Origin of the sequence: Thiohalocapsa sp. ML1, assembly GCF_001469165.1 — a bacterium.
Taxonomy (GTDB): domain Bacteria; phylum Pseudomonadota; class Gammaproteobacteria; order Chromatiales; family Chromatiaceae; genus Thiohalocapsa.
This window is the reverse complement of record NZ_JABX01000009.1, coordinates 102,322-121,145: the sequence shown is the minus strand read 5'-3', so window position 1 is coordinate 121,145 and position 18,824 is coordinate 102,322. Positions and strand designations below refer to the sequence as shown.

Annotated in this window: 20 protein-coding genes; 5 read left to right on the top strand and 15 right to left on the bottom strand. The window is 68.2% G+C overall.

The window, feature by feature from the left end:
• Position 1 precedes the first annotated feature (1 nt).
• A complete protein-coding gene (ubiG, locus tag ML01_RS07855) occupies positions 2–763 on the bottom strand; it encodes a bifunctional 2-polyprenyl-6-hydroxyphenol methylase/3-demethylubiquinol 3-O-methyltransferase UbiG (protein ID WP_058554849.1) in 762 nt (253 codons plus the stop codon).
• A 136-nt stretch (positions 764–899) separates the two neighbouring features.
• On the opposite strand from ubiG, the gene ML01_RS07850 reads away from it, so the two are divergent.
• The 4 genes from ML01_RS07850 (at position 900) to ML01_RS07835 (ending at position 3,527) form a co-directional block, all read left to right on the top strand.
• On the top strand, positions 900–1,349 hold the full coding sequence (locus tag ML01_RS07850; RefSeq protein ID WP_058554848.1) for a hypothetical protein: 450 nt from the start codon (positions 900–902) through the stop codon (positions 1,347–1,349).
• Positions 1,346–1,597 carry a hypothetical protein gene (locus ML01_RS07845; RefSeq protein WP_058554847.1) on the top strand — a complete coding sequence of 84 codons (252 nt, stop codon included), beginning with the start codon at positions 1,346–1,348 and terminating at the stop codon, positions 1,595–1,597. Before ML01_RS07850 ends, ML01_RS07845 begins: the two co-directional genes overlap by 4 nt.
• 113 nt (positions 1,598–1,710) lie before the next feature.
• Positions 1,711–2,076 carry a hypothetical protein gene (locus ML01_RS07840; RefSeq protein ID WP_082674056.1) on the top strand — a complete coding sequence of 122 codons (366 nt, stop codon included), beginning with the start codon at positions 1,711–1,713 and terminating at the stop codon, positions 2,074–2,076.
• Between the two features lie 68 nt (positions 2,077–2,144).
• The gene (locus ML01_RS07835) at positions 2,145–3,527 is read left to right on the top strand and encodes a glycoside hydrolase 100 family protein (protein ID WP_371258193.1); all 1,383 of its coding nucleotides are present in this window, start codon (positions 2,145–2,147) and stop codon (positions 3,525–3,527) included.
• 151 nt (positions 3,528–3,678) lie between these two features.
• Here ML01_RS07835 and ML01_RS07830 read toward each other — a convergent pair whose 3' ends face one another.
• Positions 3,679–4,197, bottom strand: a complete 519-nt coding sequence (locus tag ML01_RS07830; RefSeq protein WP_058554845.1) for a TlpA disulfide reductase family protein — start codon at positions 4,195–4,197, stop codon at positions 3,679–3,681.
• A gap of 56 nt (positions 4,198–4,253) precedes the next feature.
• On the opposite strand from ML01_RS07830, the gene ML01_RS07825 reads away from it, so the two are divergent.
• Positions 4,254–5,621 carry a YihY/virulence factor BrkB family protein gene (locus ML01_RS07825; protein WP_058554844.1) on the top strand — a complete coding sequence of 456 codons (1,368 nt, stop codon included), beginning with the start codon at positions 4,254–4,256 and terminating at the stop codon, positions 5,619–5,621.
• 154 nt (positions 5,622–5,775) lie between these two features.
• Here the strand turns inward: ML01_RS07825 and rnhB are convergent, their stop codons facing one another.
• From rnhB to pyrH, 13 genes are all read right to left on the bottom strand, one after another.
• Entirely contained in the window at positions 5,776–6,414 is a 639-nt protein-coding gene (gene rnhB / locus ML01_RS07820; RefSeq protein WP_058554843.1) for a ribonuclease HII, read from the bottom strand.
• The gene (gene lpxB / locus ML01_RS07815; RefSeq protein ID WP_058554842.1) at positions 6,414–7,574 is read right to left on the bottom strand and encodes a lipid-A-disaccharide synthase; all 1,161 of its coding nucleotides are present in this window, start codon (positions 7,572–7,574) and stop codon (positions 6,414–6,416) included. The genes rnhB and lpxB overlap by 1 nt, the downstream gene beginning before the upstream one ends.
• Complete coding sequence (lpxA, locus tag ML01_RS07810) at positions 7,571–8,341, bottom strand: acyl-ACP--UDP-N-acetylglucosamine O-acyltransferase (protein ID WP_058554841.1); 771 nt, start codon at positions 8,339–8,341, stop codon at positions 7,571–7,573. Before lpxA ends, lpxB begins: the two co-directional genes overlap by 4 nt.
• A gap of 3 nt (positions 8,342–8,344) precedes the next feature.
• A complete protein-coding gene (fabZ, locus tag ML01_RS07805; RefSeq protein WP_058554840.1) occupies positions 8,345–8,839 on the bottom strand; it encodes a 3-hydroxyacyl-ACP dehydratase FabZ in 495 nt (164 codons plus the stop codon).
• Positions 8,840–9,022: 183 nt separating this feature from the next.
• Complete coding sequence (gene lpxD, locus ML01_RS07800) at positions 9,023–10,069, bottom strand: UDP-3-O-(3-hydroxymyristoyl)glucosamine N-acyltransferase (RefSeq protein WP_058554839.1); 1,047 nt, start codon at positions 10,067–10,069, stop codon at positions 9,023–9,025.
• Positions 10,070–10,105: 36 nt separating this feature from the next.
• Positions 10,106–10,651 (bottom strand): OmpH family outer membrane protein, encoded by a 546-nt coding sequence (locus ML01_RS07795; protein WP_058554838.1) that lies wholly within the window; start codon positions 10,649–10,651, stop codon positions 10,106–10,108.
• Positions 10,651–12,918, bottom strand: coding sequence for an outer membrane protein assembly factor BamA (gene bamA / locus ML01_RS07790; protein ID WP_082674055.1), 2,268 nt, complete (start codon positions 12,916–12,918; stop codon positions 10,651–10,653). Before bamA ends, ML01_RS07795 begins: the two co-directional genes overlap by 1 nt.
• A 298-nt stretch (positions 12,919–13,216) precedes the next feature.
• Entirely contained in the window at positions 13,217–14,590 is a 1,374-nt protein-coding gene (rseP, locus tag ML01_RS07785) for an RIP metalloprotease RseP (protein WP_058554836.1), read from the bottom strand.
• 3 nt (positions 14,591–14,593) lie between these two features.
• Positions 14,594–15,781 (bottom strand): 1-deoxy-D-xylulose-5-phosphate reductoisomerase, encoded by a 1,188-nt coding sequence (gene ispC, locus ML01_RS07780; protein ID WP_058554835.1) that lies wholly within the window; start codon positions 15,779–15,781, stop codon positions 14,594–14,596.
• A complete protein-coding gene (locus ML01_RS07775; RefSeq protein ID WP_058554834.1) occupies positions 15,778–16,605 on the bottom strand; it encodes a phosphatidate cytidylyltransferase in 828 nt (275 codons plus the stop codon). The genes ispC and ML01_RS07775 overlap by 4 nt, the downstream gene beginning before the upstream one ends.
• 5 nt (positions 16,606–16,610) lie before the next feature.
• On the bottom strand, positions 16,611–17,378 hold the full coding sequence (gene uppS, locus ML01_RS07770) for a polyprenyl diphosphate synthase (protein WP_256363624.1): 768 nt from the start codon (positions 17,376–17,378) through the stop codon (positions 16,611–16,613).
• A 41-nt stretch (positions 17,379–17,419) separates the two neighbouring features.
• Positions 17,420–17,977, bottom strand: a complete 558-nt coding sequence (gene frr, locus ML01_RS07765) for a ribosome recycling factor (RefSeq protein ID WP_058554833.1) — start codon at positions 17,975–17,977, stop codon at positions 17,420–17,422.
• Positions 17,974–18,711, bottom strand: coding sequence for a UMP kinase (gene pyrH, locus ML01_RS07760; protein ID WP_058554832.1), 738 nt, complete (start codon positions 18,709–18,711; stop codon positions 17,974–17,976). The genes frr and pyrH overlap by 4 nt, the downstream gene beginning before the upstream one ends.
• Positions 18,712–18,824: the final 113 nt, after the last annotated feature.

Below are 18,824 nucleotides of genomic sequence, written 5' to 3'. Positions count from 1 at the left end.
CTCAGGCCCCTCCCGGGGCGGCGCGCTGGAACACCATCATGTAGTTGACGCCCTTGTAGTTGCTGAAGGAGAAGGCGCGGTTGAACGGGTTCACGCGCACGCCGGTCTGGTGGATGACGCGAAAGTCCTTGCCGAGCCCGTCGATGAGCTGCCGCGGCTGCACCAGCTTGCGGTAGTGATGGGTGCCCTTCGGCAGCCAGCGCAGCACGTACTCGGCACCGATGATGGCCGTGAGCCAAGCGGCGACGGTGCGGTTGATGGTCGCGACCACCATGACGCCGCCCGGGCGCACGAGCCGTGCGCAGCTCGCGAGAAAGTCCGGCAGGTGCTCGACGTGCTCGACGACCTCCATGTTCAGCACCGCGTCGAAGCTCGCACCGGTGGCCGCTAGGTCGTCGGCGGTGATGAGCCGGTAGTCGATGTCGGCTCCGCTCCAGCCGGCGTGGATCTCGGCGACGCGGACGTTCTTCTCGGTGATCTCGGTGCCGGTGACCCGGGCGCCGAGCGCGTGCACGGACTCGCTCAGGATGCCGCCGCCGCAGCCGATGTCCAGCACACTGAGACCCTCCAGCGGACGCTCGGCCGCCGGGTCGCGGCCGAAGGCGGCGCAGAGCCGGTCGCGGACGTAATCGAGCCGGAAGGCGTTCAGCTTATGCAGCGGCCAGAAGGGACCCTGCTCGTCCCACCAACGGTGGGCCAACTTCTCGAAGTATTCGACCTCGCGCGGGTCGATGTCCGGCGCGGTGAGGTGGACGGCGGTCATGGGGGCCTCAGGGCAGCGGAAACGTTGCGATGGACGGGGATATCTGGACCGGCCGCGGGCATTGCAACCGGCCGGCGCGGCGGGCGCGGCGCTTCGCTACAATCGACCGAACCCAATCGGTCGGAGCATCACTGCCATGTCGAAGCCCGCTTCCTTGCGCGCCGTACCCGTCTCGGCGCCCGTCGTGGCGCTCGTCGCGCTGCTCGGCATCGCCGCGCTGCCCGTCTCGGCGTCGGCGGAAGACCCGGGCGAGGCGGCAGAGATCGAGGAAGCAGAGATCAAGGAAGCAGAGATCAAGGTCTTCAAGCCCACCGGCAGTATTCAGTGCGAGCCGGACAGCGGCACGCCGCTCGCCGACATGCAGCAGGCGCTGACCGCCGCCGGCATCGACGTGCACGCGGCCGAGACGACGAGTGACGGCAGGATGTACGCCCAAGTCTGCGGCGCACCCAGCGGCGAGATCCACGTCTTCAGCATCGACGCGGCGGACGCCGCGGCGGCGGCCAACCTAGGCTACCTGCCCTTCGAGGTCTTGACGCCGTATGATCCGAGCGCACCACCCAGCCACCGGAGGCCCACCCCATGACCCACCGCATCTTGATCGGCAACCTGCCGCCGGACATCAGCGCCGAAGAGATCGAGCAGCTCGCGCGCGACGGCGGCGCCGAGGCACCCAAGGTGACGCTGAACCGCGAGGGCGACCCGGACAAGGTCGCGGCGGTGCTGGAGCTGCCGCAGCTCGATCGCGCCGGCACGGATCGGATCGCGGCCGGCATCAACGGCAAGCGGTTCCGGGAGCGGACGCTGACGGCTTACGTGCCGCTCTTCACGTAGCGAGCCAGGGCTTCGCCGAGGAGGGTTCCTCGGCGCGCAGCCCCCTCAGAGCCCTTCAAGCGAGTCAGTCTCGACCGGCGATGCACCCGCGCCCTTCCATCGGCACCCGAGCGATGCAGATGCTCGATCGGCTGCAAGGCGTTGCCCGGCGGCTCGGCGGGCTCAAGCCGGCACTGGCCGCGGCGGGGCTCGTGCTCTTTGCGCTGGCCACGGCACTCGTGGTCTTCGGCGACCCGCAGAGTGGCGACGGCGTGCTAATGCCGGCGATTGCCGGCGGACTCTGGTGCCTCTGCGCGTGGCTGTTCATCGATACCTTCGCGGCCGTGCCGCCGGCGCCGACGGCGGAGCTGCACGGCTGGGGCCGGCTCCGGCGGCAGCTTGCGCGGCTGTGGTATCTGTTGCTTGCCCTCGCGCTGCTGGGCCTCACCCTGGCCGTGCTTTCGCTGAGCGAGCGCCTCATCGGCGAGGCGCTGGACTGACAAGACCCGCGCGGACAACCGCAGCGCGCGCTGTCGCCCCACTCAATCGAAGAATCGGAGCCCGCGCTTTGAACGCAGACGCCCTCGCATCCGCCTACGAGCTGTTACACAGCTCCGTCATGACCTGCGGCGGCGAGCCGGTGGGCACCGTCGCCGCCGTCGCCACCTATGGTGCCGAGGCGGAGAACTATCACGACTGCTTCGTGCGCGACTTCGTGCCCTCCGCGCTGGTGTTCCTCGCCGACGGCCAGCCCGCCATCGTGCGGAACTTCCTGCGCACGGTGCTGAAGCTCCGCAGCCAGCACCAGCGCATCCACGGCCATCAGATCGAGCCCGCCGTGCTGCCGGCGAGCTTCCGCGTCACCACCGACGAGACGGGCCGGGAGCGCATCCGCGCGGACTTCGGCGACCACGCCATCGGCCGCGTCGCGCCGGTGGACGCGATGATGTGGTGGGTGATTTTGCTCAACATCTACTGTCGCGCCACCGGCGACAAGGCACTCGCCGCGGAGCCGGAGGTGCAGCGGGCGCTGCGCGGCGTGCTGGAGCTGACGCTGCGGGAGGGATTCGAGGTCTTTCCGACGCTGCTGGTGCCGGACGGGTCGTTCATGATCGACCGGCGCATGGGCGTCTATGGCCACCCGCTGGAGATCCAATCGCTGTTCTACGGCATGCTGGTCAGCGCCATCGAGCTGCTGCGCGATACGCCCGAGTCCCATACCCTGCTGGCGTTGGCCGAAAAGCGCACGAACATGCTGCGCAACTATGTCCAGCTCTTCTATTGGCTGGATATGGAGCGCCTGAACGAGATCCACCGCTACCGCACCGAGGAGTTCGGCTCCGGCAGCATCAACATGCTGAACATCTACCCGGAGTCCATCCCGGACTGGGTCGTGGACTGGCTGCCGCCGCGCTCGGGCTATCTGGTCGGCAATCTGGGCCCCGGGCGCATGGACTTTCGTTTCTTCGCACTCGGCAACCTGCTCGCCATCATCTTCGGCATCACCAGCCCGCGCGAGGGCCAAGGCATCATGCGGCTCTACCAAGACCGCTGGGACGACCTCATCGGCAACATGCCGGCGAAGCTCGTGTATCCCGCCGTGGCGGGCAAGGAATGGGTCTTCATGACCGGCAGCGATCCGAAGAACGTGCCCTGGTCCTATCACAACGGCGGCAACTGGCCGGTGCTGATCTGGGCCTTCGTCGCCGCGGCAATGAAAACGGGCCGCGGCGACCTCGCGCAGCTCGCCCTCGACGGCGCCGACCGCGCCCTGCCGCAGGCGAAATGGCCGGAATACTACGACGGGCGCGCCGGCAACCTCATCGGCCGGCGCGCGCACCTGAACCAGGTCTGGTCCGCGGCGGGCTATATCCTGGGGCACAAGCTCGCGGAGGACGAGACGCTGCTCGATCTGTTCTGCGCCGTGGACCAGCGCGAGGCGGCCGGCTGACGGTGATTGCCGGGAAAACCGTTGCCACTACTGAGCCAACGGCCGAGGCGAGCGCCCTTGGCCCTCGGCCCTCGGCCCTTTTGCAGCCCAATGTCGGATTCCGCCGCGCTCACCGAGTTGACGACAGTACCGGTCATTCTTGCATCGTCACTTACTGCCGCAACGCCCGCACGAGGTCCAAGAGCTTCGGGTCGTCCCATTCCCGCTCGCCTTGGGCGCGGTAGACGAGCCGGCCCTCGGGGTCGACGACAAAGGTCGTCGGCAGCCCCTTCATCGGCCAAGCCTGCGACACGCCCATGGTCTCGTCCATCGGCAGCGGGAAGCTCACCGGCACATCGGCGAGAAAGGCGTCGATGTCGGCCTTGCTCTCGCCGACGTTGATGGCGATGAGCAGCACGCCATCGTCCTTGAGCTGCTCCCAGGCGCGCTGCATGGACGGCATCTCGGCCCGGCACGGCGGGCACCAGGTGGCCCAGAAGTTGACAATGACGGGCTTGCCCTGCAAGGCCGCCAGGCTGTGGGTGGTGCCGTCGGGACCCAGCAGCTCGAAGGCCGGCGCGGGCGGGCGCTCCGGGATCGAATCCAGCAACGGCTCCGCCGCCTGCGCGGCGACGTTGAAACGGATCGCAACCAGCAGGAGAAGCAGGGTGGCAATGGTAGAGTGCTTCACGCGAGAGCTTCCTCAAGGCGATACAGACGCGGGTAGAACACGCCCGCGAGGTTGACATGGCGACCCTTCGACCCCCGTCCGTGCCCGACGTTGCGGGCCTCTGGGAGCAACTGCTCTGGGCTGATCCGGCGTCCCTGCCCCATTGGCAGCAGCAGGTGCGGCCAGCGCTGCGGTTGTTCCATGCGCTCGGACGCGACCTGATCTCCGGGCGGCTGTCGCTGGAGGCCATGAGCCTCGTCTACACGACGCTGCTGAGCCTGGTGCCGCTGTTGGCGGTGAGCTTTTCGGTGCTGAAGGGCTTCGGCGTGCACAACCAGCTCGAGCCGCTGCTGCTGCAGACGCTGCACCCGTTGGGCGCCGGCGCGCAGGAGATCGCCGAGCGGCTCATCGGCTATGTGGACAACACCAACGTGCGCGTGCTCGGTGCCGTCGGGCTCGCGGTGCTGCTTTACTCGGTGATCGCGCTGATCTCGAAAATCGAGCAGGTCTTCAACATGACCTGGCGCATCGACAAGCCGCGCCCGCTGGCCGAGCGCTTCAGCCGCTATCTGAGCGTGCTGCTCGTCGGTCCGGTACTGCTCTTCTCCGCCATCGCGACCTCGGCCTCGCTGCGCAGCGCTGCCCTGGTCGAGCGGCTCGCCAGCATTGAGCCGCTCGGCTTCCTGCTGCAAAGCGCGGAGCGGCTGGTGCCCTACGCGCTCATCACCATGGCCTTCACCTTCGTCTACAGCTTCGTGCCGAACACGCGCGTACGGCTGGTGCCGGCACTGGTGGGTGCTTCGGTCGGTGGCCTCTTGTGGCTCGCCGCGGGCAACCTGTTTGCGCAGTTCATGGCCGGGTCTACGCGCTATGCGGCCATCTATTCGGGTCTGGCGATCCTCATTCTGTTCATGATCTGGGTCTACATCGCGTGGCTCATCGTGCTCATCGGCGCCAACATCGCGTTCTACGTCCAGTACCCCGAATACCTGGCGAGCCCCGAGCGCGATGTTCGGCTCAGCAACCGGCTGCGCGAGCGCGTCGCGCTGCAGCTCATGCAGCGTATCGTCCAGCGCCACTTCGCCGGCATCGAGGGCGCTACCGAAGACGACCTCGCCCATGCCGTGGGCATGCCGCTCGCAAACGTGCGCAGGCTGGTCGGCATGCTCCTCGACGGCGGCTTCGTCGTACCCACCGCCACGGACCCGCCTCGGCTGGTGCCGGCGCGGGCGCCGGAACAGGTGCGCGTGCACGATCTCATGCGCCACGTGCGCTGCTTCGGTGAGGACGCGGTGGCGGCAGCGGCGCTGCCCGTGGCCGCGAGCATTGCCAGGATCGAGCAACACATGCAGCAGTCCCTCGATGCCGCGTTCGGCGAGATGACGCTGAAGGATCTCGCCGTCGAGGCCGCGCTGGAGGATCAAGCCCCAGGCGATACGGCCTGAGCGCGTCGGGGCCGCTGCTGGGTAAGGGCCGAGGGCCAAGGGATGCCGCCTCGGCCCTCGGCCCTTTTGCCTGCAAGCGCCTTGTTGAAGTGAAACTTGACTCATCTGCAAGCATTCGGCGCCGTCAAGCAATCTAGGTTGGTCGCCATGGCCGTTAGCGCAGCAGGCCGGCGTGCGGCGATGGCGCGCCATCCGCCGCCGGCCCCAGCAATGCACGCACCGGCGCGAAGGACCGCCGGTGGATGGCGCAGGGACCGTGGGCGCGCAGCGCAGCCAGGTGCTCGGCCGTGCCGTAGCCCTTGTGCTGCGCAAAGCCGTACTGCGGATGCGCCTGATCCAGCCGGCACATCTCCCGATCCCGCGCGACCTTGGCCAGCACCGAGGCGGCGCAGATGGCGGGCTCCGTGCCATCGCCGCCGACGATGGCGCGGGCCGCGCAGGGCAGCCCTGGCGGGCAGCGGTTGCCGTCCACGATCGCCAGGGTGGGCGTGAGCTTAAGGGCCAGCACGGCGCGGCGCATGGCGAGCAGCGTGGCCTGCAGGATGTTCAGCGCGTCGATCTCAGCCGGGCTCGCCCAGGCGACGGCATGGGCCTGTGCCGCCGCTTCGATCTCGGGCACGAGTGCCTCGCGGGCGGCCGGGGTCAGGCGCTTGGAGTCATCGAGCCCGAACGGCATGCGGCGGGGATGCAGGATCACCGCCGCGGCATACACCGGCCCGGCGAGGGGGCCGCGGCCGGCCTCGTCGATGCCAGCGACCAGCGCGGTGGCCGCGATTAAACGCCCGCCGCCCATCACCGCGCCGCCTGCCGAGCCGCGATCAGCTCCGCGATCCGCTGTGCGCCGGTGCGCGCCGCATCCCGCCGCAGGCTCGCATGGATGCTCGCGTAGCGCGCACGGATCTCGGCGCGGCGCGGTGCGTCGTCGAGCATGGCCAACAGCGCCGGCCCCATCAGTGCGGCCTCGCAGCGGTGCTGCAAGAACTCCGGCGCCAGCTCCTCGCCCGCCAGCAGGTTCGCCATCGCCGCGTAGGGCACCTGGATGAGCCTGAGCGCGGTGACGAGCCGGTAGGTCAGCTCGTGCAGCTTGTAGGCCACGAGCATCGGCCGTCCCAACAGCAAGGTCTCGAGCGTTGCGGTGCCGGAGGCGGTGACGACGACGTCCGCGGCGGCGATGGCGCTGCGGCTGCACCCGGTGCAAAGCTTGAGCGCCAGATCCGGGGCGGAGCGCGCCTGCTCGGCGGCGAACAGCTCGCGCAGCCCATCGCTCACCATCGGCGCGACGAAGCACAGCCCCGGCCGCCGCTCGGCGGCCCAGCGCGCGGTCGCAAGCAAAGGCGCCGCGAGCCGCGTCACCTCGCTGCGCCGGCTGCCGGGCAGCAGGGCAACGACGGTGTCCGCGGCAGCGAAGCCCAGCTCCGCGCGTGCCGCCTGCCCCTGATCTTCGAGCGGGATCTCGTCGGCGAGCGGGTGGCCGATGTAGTGCGCGGCAACGCCATGCTCACGCAAGAAACCCTCCTCAAACGGGAAGATGCAGAGCATCAGGTCCACGGCGCGGCGGATGGCGGCAACCCGCCCCGGCCGCCACGCCCAGACCGTCGGGCTCACGAGGTGCACCGTCGGGATGCCGTGCGCCCGCAGGCGCCGCTCCAGGCCGAGGTTGAAGTCCGGCGCATCGACGCCGATGAAGACATCGGGCGGCTCGGCGGCGAAGTGCCGGACCAGCTCGGCGCGGGCGCGCAACAGGTCCGGCAGCACCGACAGCACCTCCACCAGCCCCATGACGGACAGGCGCTCCTGCGGCATCAGCGTGCGACAGCCCGCGGCCTGCATGCGCGGGCCGGCGACGCCGACCAGCTTGGCCGCCGGCATGAGCTCCCGCAGTGCCCGCACCAGCGCGGCGCCGAGGAGGTCGCCGGAGGGCTCGTTGGCGACGATGCCGATGCGGACCGTCACCGCACGATGCTGCGGTTGCTGTCGGCGAGGAAGTCCGCGAACCGCGTGAGCTCCGGCTCGGACTCGGCGAGCTCACGGATACTGGCGACCGCGTCCACCAGGCTCAGATTCCCGAGATACAGCAGCCGGTACGCCCGGCGCAGCGCGGCGATGGTCTCGGGCGAGAACTGCCGGCGTTTTAGCCCCTCGGTGTTGATCCCGCGGGGCACCGCCGGGTGTCCGCCGATGGTGACGTAGGGCGGCACGTCCTTGGCGATGACGCTGCCCATGGCGCTGAAGCTGTGGGCGCCGATCTGGCAGAACTGGTGCACGATGCTGAAGCCGCCGAGGATGGCCCAGTCCTGCACCTCGACATGGCCGCCGAGGGAGGCCGCATTCGCCATGATCACGTGATTGCCGATGACGCAGTCATGGGCGACATGGGTATAGGCCATCAGCAGGTTGTCGTCGCCGATACGCGTCTCGCCCTTGTCCTGCGCCGTACCGCGATGCACGGTGGCATACTCGCGAATGACGTTGCGCTGTCCGATGACGAGTGCGGTCTCCTCCCCTGCGTACTTCTTGTCCTGCGGGTCCTCGCCGACGGATGCGAACTGAAAGATCCGCGTACCGGCGCCGATGCGGGTCTGTCCGCGCAGCACCGCGTGCGGGCCGATGACACAGCCCGCCTCAATGACCACGCCGGGGCCGATGATCGTATAGGGACCAATCTTGACGTCGGCCGCGATCTCCGCCGCGGCATCGACGATGGCAGTGGGATGGATCAAGGGTCAGAAGTCCCGCGCCGTGCACATGATCTCGGCCGTGGCCACGATCTTGCCGTCCACCCTCGCCTCGCCGGCGAACTTCCAGATGCCGCGCTTGACGTGCAGGACGTTCACCTCAAGCAATAGCTGATCGCCTGGCTCCACGGGGTGTTTGAAGCGTGCCTTATCGATGCCGACGAAGTAATAGAGCGCCTTCTCGCCGACCTCCTCGGGGCGCGATTCCATGGCCAGCAGGCCCGTCGCCTGGGCCATGGCCTCGACAATCAGCACGCCCGGCATCACCGGCCGCGCCGGGAAATGGCCGGTGAAGAACGGCTCGTTGATGCTGACGTTCTTGAGCCCGAGCAGACGCCGGTTCGCCTCGAACTCGAGCACCCGATCGACCAACAGAAACGGATAGCGATGCGGCAGTCGCCGCAGCACCTTGTGGATGTCCATCGTCGTCAAAAGTGCCTCCGGCGGCTCCTGCCGCGCCAATAGCGTCGCATCACCCTCCATGTGCGTGGCCTCCGTTCGGCGATTGAACAGAATGAGGTCCGCGCAACGGCGCGGCGACGCAGGGCGAAGGCGACATGGTCCGGGTCTCGGTTCGTGTGATGGGCTCAGGCGGGGTCGGCGCCTAGCAGGCGGCCGGAGCAGAGGGCGGGCGATAGATAAGCGTGCGCGGCGCGGCCACAGTCGTCAACCACATTCAGTACTTTCAGCGTCGTCGGCGGCATCACCGAGCGCCCGTTCTAGGCGCTGCACGCGCTCGGCCAATCCATGGAGCCGGCGCAGCCGGACGATGGCACGGCGCCACTCGGCATTCGGCATGGCGGGAATGCCGCTGCTGTAGACACCGGGGTCGGTCTGGGAGCGGGTCACCATGGCCATGCCCGTGAAGTGCACGTCATCGCCGATCTCGAGATGCCCCGCCACCCCCACCGCGCCGGCGAAGGTGCAGCGCCGGCCAATGTGCGTCGAGCCGGCGATGCCAGAGCAGGCGGCCATGGCCGTGTGCTCGCCCACGACGACGTTGTGGCCGATCTGAACCAGGTTGTCGATCTTGACGCCGTCGGCAATCACGGTGTCTTCGATGGCGCCGCGATCCACCGTTGTATTGGCGCCGATCTCCACGTCATTGCCGATGCGCACGCGGCCCACCTGCGGAATGCGGACCCAACGCTCGCCGTCCTTCGCGAAGCCGAAACCGTCGCGACCGATCACCGCCCCCGGGTGCAGCAAAACCCGCTCACCGATGATGCTGCCCGCGGCGAGCACGACGCGCGCAACGAGCCGGCTGTCGCGACCGATGGACGCGCCGCTGCCGACCACAGAGTGTGGGCCGATCTCGACCCCGGCCGCAACGTTGGCGCCCGCCTCGATGACGCAGAGCGGACCGACGGACACGCTCGGATGGATGTGGGCATCGGCATGGACCACCGCGCTCGGATCGATGCCGGGTGCGCGGGGCGGGCGCGGATGGAGCCGTGCCGCAGCCGCGGCGAAGGCGAGCTCCGGGTTGTCTGACAGCAATCCGGTGCAGGGGAGTCGGGGGGCGTCCTCCGGGAGCACGATGACCGCGGCGGCGCCGGTTGCGGCCAGCGCAGACCGGTAGCGCCGGTCGGCGAGGTAGCTGAGGCTCGACGCGTCGGCGGCCCCGAGCGGGGCGACCCGCCGCAGCACGACATCCTGCCCCACCAAGCGCAGGCCCAGTTCAGCCGCAAGCTCGCTCGCCGCAACAGCCACGGGATCAGCGCCCGCCGGGGTGAAACGAGGCCCCGATCATCGCTTGCTGAACTCCTCCTTGAGTCGATCGACGACCTGGGCTGAGATATCGATCCGCTCGCTGAAGTAGACCACGCCTTCGCTGACGATGAGGTCGATGTCTTGCTCCTTGGCGATCTGTCGGACGACCTCCTCGACCTGCTTGACGAGCTTCGTGCGCAGCTCGCTCTGCCGCAGCGCGAAGTCCTCCTGCAGCTCGGCGCGCGCATAACGCAGCCGCCGCTTGCGGGCGCGGATGTCGGTCTGCAGGAGCTTGATCTCGTCTTCGCTCATCAAGGGGCCGTCGCGATCGAGCTTCACGGTCAGTTGATCGACGCTGTCCTGCTGATCGAGGAGCTCGGCCTCCCGTTCAGCGACCTCCGTGCTGAGGGTCCGGCGCGCCTCCTCGTACTGCGGCGATTCCTCAACGATGCGGTTCGGATCGATCACGGCGATCTTTAGTCCCTCGGCTCCTGCCGCAGCTACGGCCGGCAACAGGACCGGCAACAGGACCGGCAACAGGGCCAGCGCGAACAACAAGAAGCGGAGCCTGCGCGGGCGCATCAGAAGCTCTGGCCGAAGCTGAACTGAAAGATCTCCTCCTCGTCGAGATCTTTCTTGTTGAGTGGCTGCGCGACGCTCAGCGTCAGCGCCCCGACCGGGGACAGCCAAGCGAAGGACAGACCGGTGGAATAGCGAAGCTCGCTCAGGTCGAAACCGGTGGGGGCGACGAGCGGTGTCTCTTCTGTCCACCAGACGTTACCAAAATCAAAGAACGCGCCGATCCGCACGGTGTTCTCGAAGTTGCCGCCCACCGGGGGCGGTGCGTAGATCTCCAAACCGCCGGTGAGCTCCATGTTGCCGCCCACCGGGTCCCGAAACAGCGTTGTCTCGCGTGGACCCAGGGTATTCGCCCTAAAGCCGCGGACGCTGCGCGGACCACCGGCATAGAAGTTCTGGAAGAAGGGCATCGCCTCGGTGCTGCCGAAGCCGCCGCCGTAGCCCAGGTCGCCCTGAAGGGCCAGCGTGACGCGCTCGGTGAGCGGGATGTACTGGCGCGCCCGGGCCATCAGCCGGTAGTACTGAAGGTCGCTGCCAGGGATCGCGATCTCGCCGAAGAGGCTCTGCAACGCGCCCTCGCTCGGGAACACGGCGGAATTGCGCGTATCGTTAACGTAGCTCGCGGTCAGGAAAAAGTCGTTGAAGACATCGCCGTTCTGCGCGACGAAATCCTGCGCCAGAAACGACTGGCCGGCAAAGAACTTGGTGTACTGGTAGTAGGCGCCGAAGCCCGCCGTCGCGCTGTCGGAGATCGGCAGCCCGAAATTGATCGCGGCCCGCCCGACGTCGGTGGAGTAGTCGGCCCCGAGCAACTGGTCGAAGTCGGTGGTGCGGTAACTCAGGTCGAAGCCGCGACTGATGCCGTCCACCGTGAAATACGGATTCGTATAGGCGAGCCGGTAGAGCTGGGTCACCCGGCTGGTGTTCGCGGCGAGGGCGACGCGCTTGCCGGTGCCGAGGAAGTTGGACTGCGAAATACTCGCATTCAGGATCAAGCCCTGGGACTGCGAAAACCCGACACCCGCCATCAGATTGCCCGACGCGCGCTCCTTGACAGTCACGTCCACGTCCACCTGATCCGCGGTGCCCGGCACGGCCGGGGTTTCGATGTTGACCGTTTCGAAGTAGCCCAGGCGCTGCAAACGCTCCCGCGAGCGCTTCACCAGCTCGGTGGAGAACCAGGCGGTTTCGAGCTGCCGCATCTCGCGCCGCAGCACCTCGTCGCGGGTGCGCACATTGCCCTGCATGTTGATGCGGCGCACGTACACTCGCTTGCCGGGATCGATGAAGAAGGTCACCGCGACGGTGTTGGTATCATCGTCCACTTCGGGCACGGCGTTGACGTTGGCGAAGGCATAGCCCTGCTCCCCCAGAAGCTGGGAGACGCGATCCGCGCTTTCGGTGGCCGTCTTGCGCGAATACACCTCGCCGCGGCGCATCTGGATCAGCGGGAACAGTTGGGCGGCGGGCACCGACGGCTCCCCGGCGAGCTGGATGTCGCTGACCCGATAGACATCGCCCTCGCGCACGGCAACGGTGAGATAGATGTCCTTCTTGTCCGGGCTGATGGACACCTGCGTCGAGGTGATCTCAAACCCAATGTAGCCGCGGTCGAGATAGAACGAGCGCAAGGATTCCAGGTCACCCGAGAGCTGCTGCTTCGAGTAGCGGTTGTTCTTGGTGTAGAAGGACAGCCAGTTCGTGGTGCCGAGCTTGAATTCTTTCAGCAGTTCCTTGTCGGTGAAGGCCTCGTTGCCGACGATGTTGATCTGCTTCAGGCGGGCGGTCAGGCCCTCGTCGATCTCGATGCGCACCGCCACGCGATTGCGCTCCAGCGGCGACACAGTGGACTCGATGCCGACACCGTACTTGCCGGAGGCGAAATACTGACGCTCCAGCTCCTGTTCGATGCGGTCGAGCACCGAGGGGTCGAAGACGCGGCCTTCCGCGAGCCCGACCTCGGTGAGTCCCTGCTTCAGGACGTCGGTGTTGAGCGACTTGTTGCCCGTAATCTCGATCTCCGCCACCGCCGGGCGCTCACGCACCGCGATGACGAGGACGTCGCCGTCCCGCTCCACCACCACGTCATCGAAGAATCCGGTGCCGTAGAGGGTGCGGATGATTTGCGCCGTGATGCCGTCGCCGACGGTGTCCCCCACCTGCACGGGCAGGTAGTTGAACACAGTTCCGGCGGCGACGCGCTGGAGGCCCTCGACGCGGATGTCCGCGATCTGGAAGGTCTCTGCGATGGCTGCCATGGAGAACAGCATCAGCGCCAGGGCAGCGCCGCAAGCGGGCCGGCGAGCGCCGCCAGCGAAGACAATGGTCTTGGTCACTCTACCCCCGGACGCCTTGACCGCGATGCGGAACCGCCGACCACCATGGCCGTGTCCGAGGCGAGGGGTGCAGGCAGCCGCACCCGGTAACAAGGGTTACACGCCAACCTGCTCGGTTAGTCGCGGCATCCCGCATCGCCTGTGCGGCGCCGCGGTCCTTGTGTGGTCTCGCCAGGGACAGCGACTGATCGCCCGATTCCCCGATCCGGCAAGTATAGGGCAAGCGGTCACGCTAGCCAAAGAACCTAGCAAGATCCACGTAAAAGGCCAGAGTCATCAAGCAAAGTATCAAGAACAGGCCGAGCCGCTGTCCGTAGGCCTGCACCGCCTCGGGCAAGGGCCGCCGGAGCACCGCCTCCGCCGCGAAGTACAGCAGGTGACCGCCGTCGAGCACCGGGATCGGCAGCAGGTTCAGCAGTCCAAGGCTGACGCTCAGCAGCGCCAGGAACTCCAGATAGGGCTCGATGCCGAAGCTCGCGGTCTTGCCCGCCGCATCGGCGATGCCGATGGGGCTGCTCAGATTCTGCACCGATGCGGTGCCGATGAGCATGCGCCAGGCGATGCGCAACGTCATCACCGACAGGTCGCCGACCCGGCGCAGCGCCTCCACCATCGCCGTGCCGGGCCCGTAGTGCACGACGACCTCGTAGTCGGCGTAGAGATCGTCCGGGACGGCCGGGCCGGCACCGATGCGCCCCACCACGCTGCCGTCTTCCAGCGTCACGGCGCGCGGCGTCAGCACGACATCGAAGCGGCCGCCGTCGCGCTCGATGTGCACGGTCGCGGGCTCGTCCGGGCGCGCCTGGATGGCGGCGACGAAGTCCGCCCAGCTTGCGACGGCGACTCCATCGACGGCCAGTATGACATCGTCCGCGCGCAGGCCCGCCGCGGCGGCAGGCTCGTCCGGGACGACCTCGGCGAGCACCGGCGGGATCGCCGGCACGGCGCTTCGGAGCCCCACCCCGGACAGGAAGCCGCGCCCGGGGTCGAGCGGCGCCAGCTCGTCCGACGGCAGGGTACGGACCTCGAGCACGCCATCGGCAGCCGTGACGCGCACCTCGACGTCGCCGCCGCCCAGCGACGACGACAACAGCGCGAGCCAGAAATTGCCCCAGGTCGCGATGGGGCGCCCGTCCACCGCCTCCACGAGGTCGCCGGCGACGAAGCCGGCCTCGGCGGCGATGGAGTCCGGCTCGACGCTGCCGACCTCGGGCCGCACCCCGCTCTGCCCCGCCATGAGCAGGCCCCAGTAGAGCAGGATCGCGAGCAGGAAGTTTGCGATCGGCCCCGCCGCGACGATGGCGCTGCGCTTCCACAACGGCTGGTTGTTGAAGGCGAAGGGGCGATCCTCCGGCGCGATCTCCTCGTCCGTCTCGCGCTCGTCGAGCATCTTGACGTAGCCGCCGAGCGGCAGCGCGGCGATGACGTATTCGGTTTCGTCGCCGCGCCGGCGCCAGGTGTAGAGCGACCGGCCGAAGCCGATGGAGAACCGCAGCACACGCACGCCGAGTCGGCGCGCGACCCAGAAATGCCCGAACTCGTGGATGGTCACAAGCACGAGGATGGCCACCAGGAAGGCGGCGATATTGATGAGAATGTTGAGCATGCGCTATGCGACCAGTGCGGCGACGCGTTGTTCCGCTGTCCGCCGCGCGGCGGCATCGACCCCGAGCACATGATCCAGCCCGCTCAAGTCCACCGGCTCCGCCGGCAGCAGGTCCATGGTCTGCTCGACGACGCGGGCGATGTCGGTGAAGCCGATGTGCCGCTCAAGGAAGGCGCCGACGGCGATCTCGTTCGCGGCATTCAGCACCACCGGTGCGGTGCCGCCCTCGGCGGCGGCGCGATAGGCCAGGCGCAGGCACGGGAAGCGCTCCGGTGCCGGCGGCTCGAAGTCCAGCCGCGCGATCGCGAACAGATCGAGCGGTGCGACGCCGGCCTCGATGCGCCCGGGCCAGCCCATGGCGTGGGCGATGGGCGTGCGCATGTCGGGGTTGCCGAGCTGCGCCAGCACGGAGCCATCGGTGTACTGCACCATCGAGTGAATGACGCTCTGGCGGTGCACAACCACTTGGATGCGCTCGGGGCTGGTGTTGAACAGCCAGCAGGCCTCGATGATCTCGAGGCCCTTGTTCATCATGGTCGCGGAATCCACCGAGATCTTGCGGCCCATGCTCCAGTTCGGGTGCGCGACGGCCTGCTCCGGCGTCACGTTCACCAGGGTCTCCGGCGGGGCGTCGCGGAAAGGGCCGCCGGATGCGGTGAGCAGGATGCGCTCGACGCCGACCGCGGGCAGGCCCTGCTCGTGGGTCGGCGGCAGGCACTGGAAGATGGCGTTGTGCTCGCTGTCGATGGGCAGGAGCGTCGCACCGTTCTCCCGGGCCGCATCGATCAAGAGCGCACCGGCCACGACCAGCGCCTCTTTGTTCGCGAGCATCAGCCGCTTGCCGGCGCGCGCGGCCGCAAGGCTCGACATCAGCCCCGCCGCACCGACGATGGCCGCCATCACGTAGTCCACGTCTTCGTGCGCGGCGACGCCGACGAGCGCCTCCGCCCCGCGCAGCACCTCCGGCGCATCCGGCATGTCGGCAAGCAGACGCGACAACCGATCCGCGGCATCGGCATCCACCATCACCGCGTAGGCGGGCCGAAAGCGCCGGCACTGCTCGGCGAGCCGCTCGGCGTTGCGATGCGCCGTCAGCGCGACGACGCGGAAGCGCTCCGGGTGCCGGCCCACCACGTCGAGCGTGCTCACGCCGATGGACCCCGTCGAACCCAGCACCGCAATGCCTTTCATGTCGCCACCCCCAACCAGATCAAACCAAGCGCAAACAGCGGCGCCGCCGCGGTCATGCTGTCGATGCGGTCCAGCATGCCACCGTGACCGGGGAGCAGCGCCCCGGAATCCTTCAGCCCACGCCTGCGCTTGAGCCAACTCTCGAACAGGTCGCCGACCACCGACAACGCCAGCGTCAGGGCACCGAGCAGGGTCAGTTGCCCGAGCGCGGCACCATCGAGCCCGAGCAGAAGCCCCGTGACGAGCGCCACCGTACTCGCCGCGACGAGCGCGGCATAGAGCCCGGCCCAGGTCTTGCCGGGGCTGAGCCGCGGCGCGAGCTTGCGCCGGCCGAAGCGCCCGCCGACAAAATAGGCCGCCGAATCGCCGGCCCAGATCATGACCATCAGCCCGAGCACCAGGAACGGGCCGTGCTCCGGTTCGCCGTGCAGCCGGACCAGCGCGAGCCATGGCGCCGCGAGGACCAGCAGACCGAGCGGCAGCAGCAGAGCATCCGCGCCGCCCCCGACGGCCCTCGGGCGCAGCTTCGGCAGCATCAGCGTGAAGCCGATCCACCACAGCGTCGCGGCCACGAGCGGCACCGACGACACCGGCGCAAAGGCCCACAACAGCGCCAGCGTCAGCGCGAGGGTGATCATCATAGCCAAGCGCACCCGCCCGCCCGTCATGCCGACGAGCGGACCCCACTCCCACGCGGCGAGCAGCACGATGACGGCCATCGCCAGCGCGAACAGCGGCGTCGGCAGCAGCAGCACCGCGCCGATGATGACGGGCAGGAGCCAGGCTGTCGTCAGCAGCCGCTCGCGTAATGCCTCGCTCAGCACCCGGCTCAGCCGCCCACGACGCTGACGCTGGCCGCCACCTGCTCGCCGGTCAGGCCGAAGCGGCGCTGGCGGCGGGCGAAGTCGTTGAGTGCGGCAGCGTAAGCGGCGGCATCGAACTCGGGCCACATCAGGTCGGAGAAGTAGAGCTCCGCGTACGCGGATTGCCAGAGCAGGAAGTTGCTGATGCGCTTCTCGCCGCCGGTGCGGATGAAGAGGTCCGGGTCCGGCACGCCCGGGAATGAGAGCCGCGCGGCCACCGCAGCCTCGTTGATGTCATCGGGCGTGAGGCGCCCGGCCAGCACGTCCCGCGCCATGGTGCGCGCCGCCTGCGTGATGTCCCAGCGCCCGCCGTAATTGGCAGCAATCTGCAAAACCAGGCGGTCGTTGTCCTGGGTCAGGGCCTCGGCGTGCGCGAACTGGGCCTGCAAGCGCGTGGAAAAGGCGGACAAATCGCCGATGATCCGCAGCCGGATGCCGTGCTCCACGAGGCGCTGCACCTCGACCTGCAGCGTGCTCATGAAGAGCTCCATCAGCACCATCACCTCGCCCGGCGGACGACGCCAATTCTCGCTGCTGAAGGCGAACAAGGTCAGCACGCCGACGCCATGACGAACGCTCTCTTCGACGACGGCGCGCACGCTCTTCGCGCCGGCCCGATGCCCGGCCGTGCGCGGGAGGCCACGCTGCTTCGCCCAGCGCCCGTTGCCGTCCATGATGATGGCAACGTGCTCGGGCACGCGTCTGTGGTTGTCGCCGGGGTTGATGCCCGTGATCTGGCTGGTCACTTGCAACGCATCCCGCTCCTGCGCGGCGCTCAGATGGACATCAGGTCGGCTTCCTTCTCCTCCAGAATCCGATCCACCTCTTTGACGTATTGATCGGTCAGCTTCTGCACGATCTCCTCCCCCCGGTGCTCGTCGTCCTCGGAGATGAGCTTCTCCTTGACCAGTTCCTTGAGTTGCTGGTTCGCATCGCGCCGGATGTTGCGTACGGCGACGCGGGCATGCTCGGCCTCGGCGCGGGCAACCTTCTGCAGGTCACGCCGACGCTCTTCGGTCAGCGGCGGCATCGGCACGCGGATGACGGTGCCGGCGGTGTTCGGATTCACGCCCAGGTCGGACTGGATGATGGCCTTCTCGACCGCCTGCACCATGTTGCGGTCCCACGGCGTGACGGTCAGCGTCCGCGCATCCTCCACCGAGACACTGGCGACTTGGTTGATGGGCATCTCGCTACCGTAGTACGAGACACGCAGGTGGTCCAGCAGCGACGGGTGGGCGCGGCCGGTGCGGATCTTGGCGAGCTCATGGGTCAAGGCCTCGGCGCTCTTGGCCATGCGCTCGGCAGCGTCTTTCTTGATGTCGTCGATCATGATTCGGTTCCAGGCTCGACCAGGGAGCCGATGTCCTCGCCAGCAGCGACGCGGAGCAACGCCTCGGGTTCGAAAATGCTCATGACCCGCAGCGGAATGCCATTGTCGCGGCACAGCACGATTGCGGTGAGATCCATGACGGCCAAGCGCTCACGCAGCGCCCGGTCATAAGTGATGCGCGGGTAAAAGACCGCGTCCGGATGGAGCTTCGGGTCTGCGGAGTAAATGCCGTCCACCATGGTCGCCTTGACCAACAGGTCGGCACCGACCTCCACCGCCCGCAGGCTCGCGGCGGAATCCGTGGTGAAAAAGGGATTGCCGGTGCCGCCCGCGAGCATCACCACCCGCCCCTGCGCCAAATGCGCCAGAGCGCCGCGGCGCGTGTAATCCTCGCAGACCTGGTTCATCGCCAGCGCAGACAGCACCCGCGCCGGCTGGCCCAAGCGCTCCAGCGCATCCTGCATCGCCAGGGCATTGATCACCGTCGCCAGCATGCCGATGTGGTCACCGGTGACCCGATCCATGCCGCGGGCCGCGAGCTTGGCGCCGCGAAAGATGTTGCCGCCGCCAATGACCAGCGCAAGCTCGGTACCGGCGCGGGCACAGGCGGCGATGTCCTCGGCCAGCCGGGCGAGCAGGTCGGCATCGATGCCGCACTCCGCGCCGCCAAGCAGCGCCTCGCCGCTCAGCTTCAGCAGGATTCGGCGCGGACGGGAGGGCGCTGTGTCGGTCATGCTTGCGATGAACCCCGGCTTCGGTATCGACGGTTGCTGCGCAGGTGGCGAGTCCAGGCACGTTGCGGATGATACCCGAGGCAGGCCTGGTTGGGTTCCCGACGGCGGCTCGG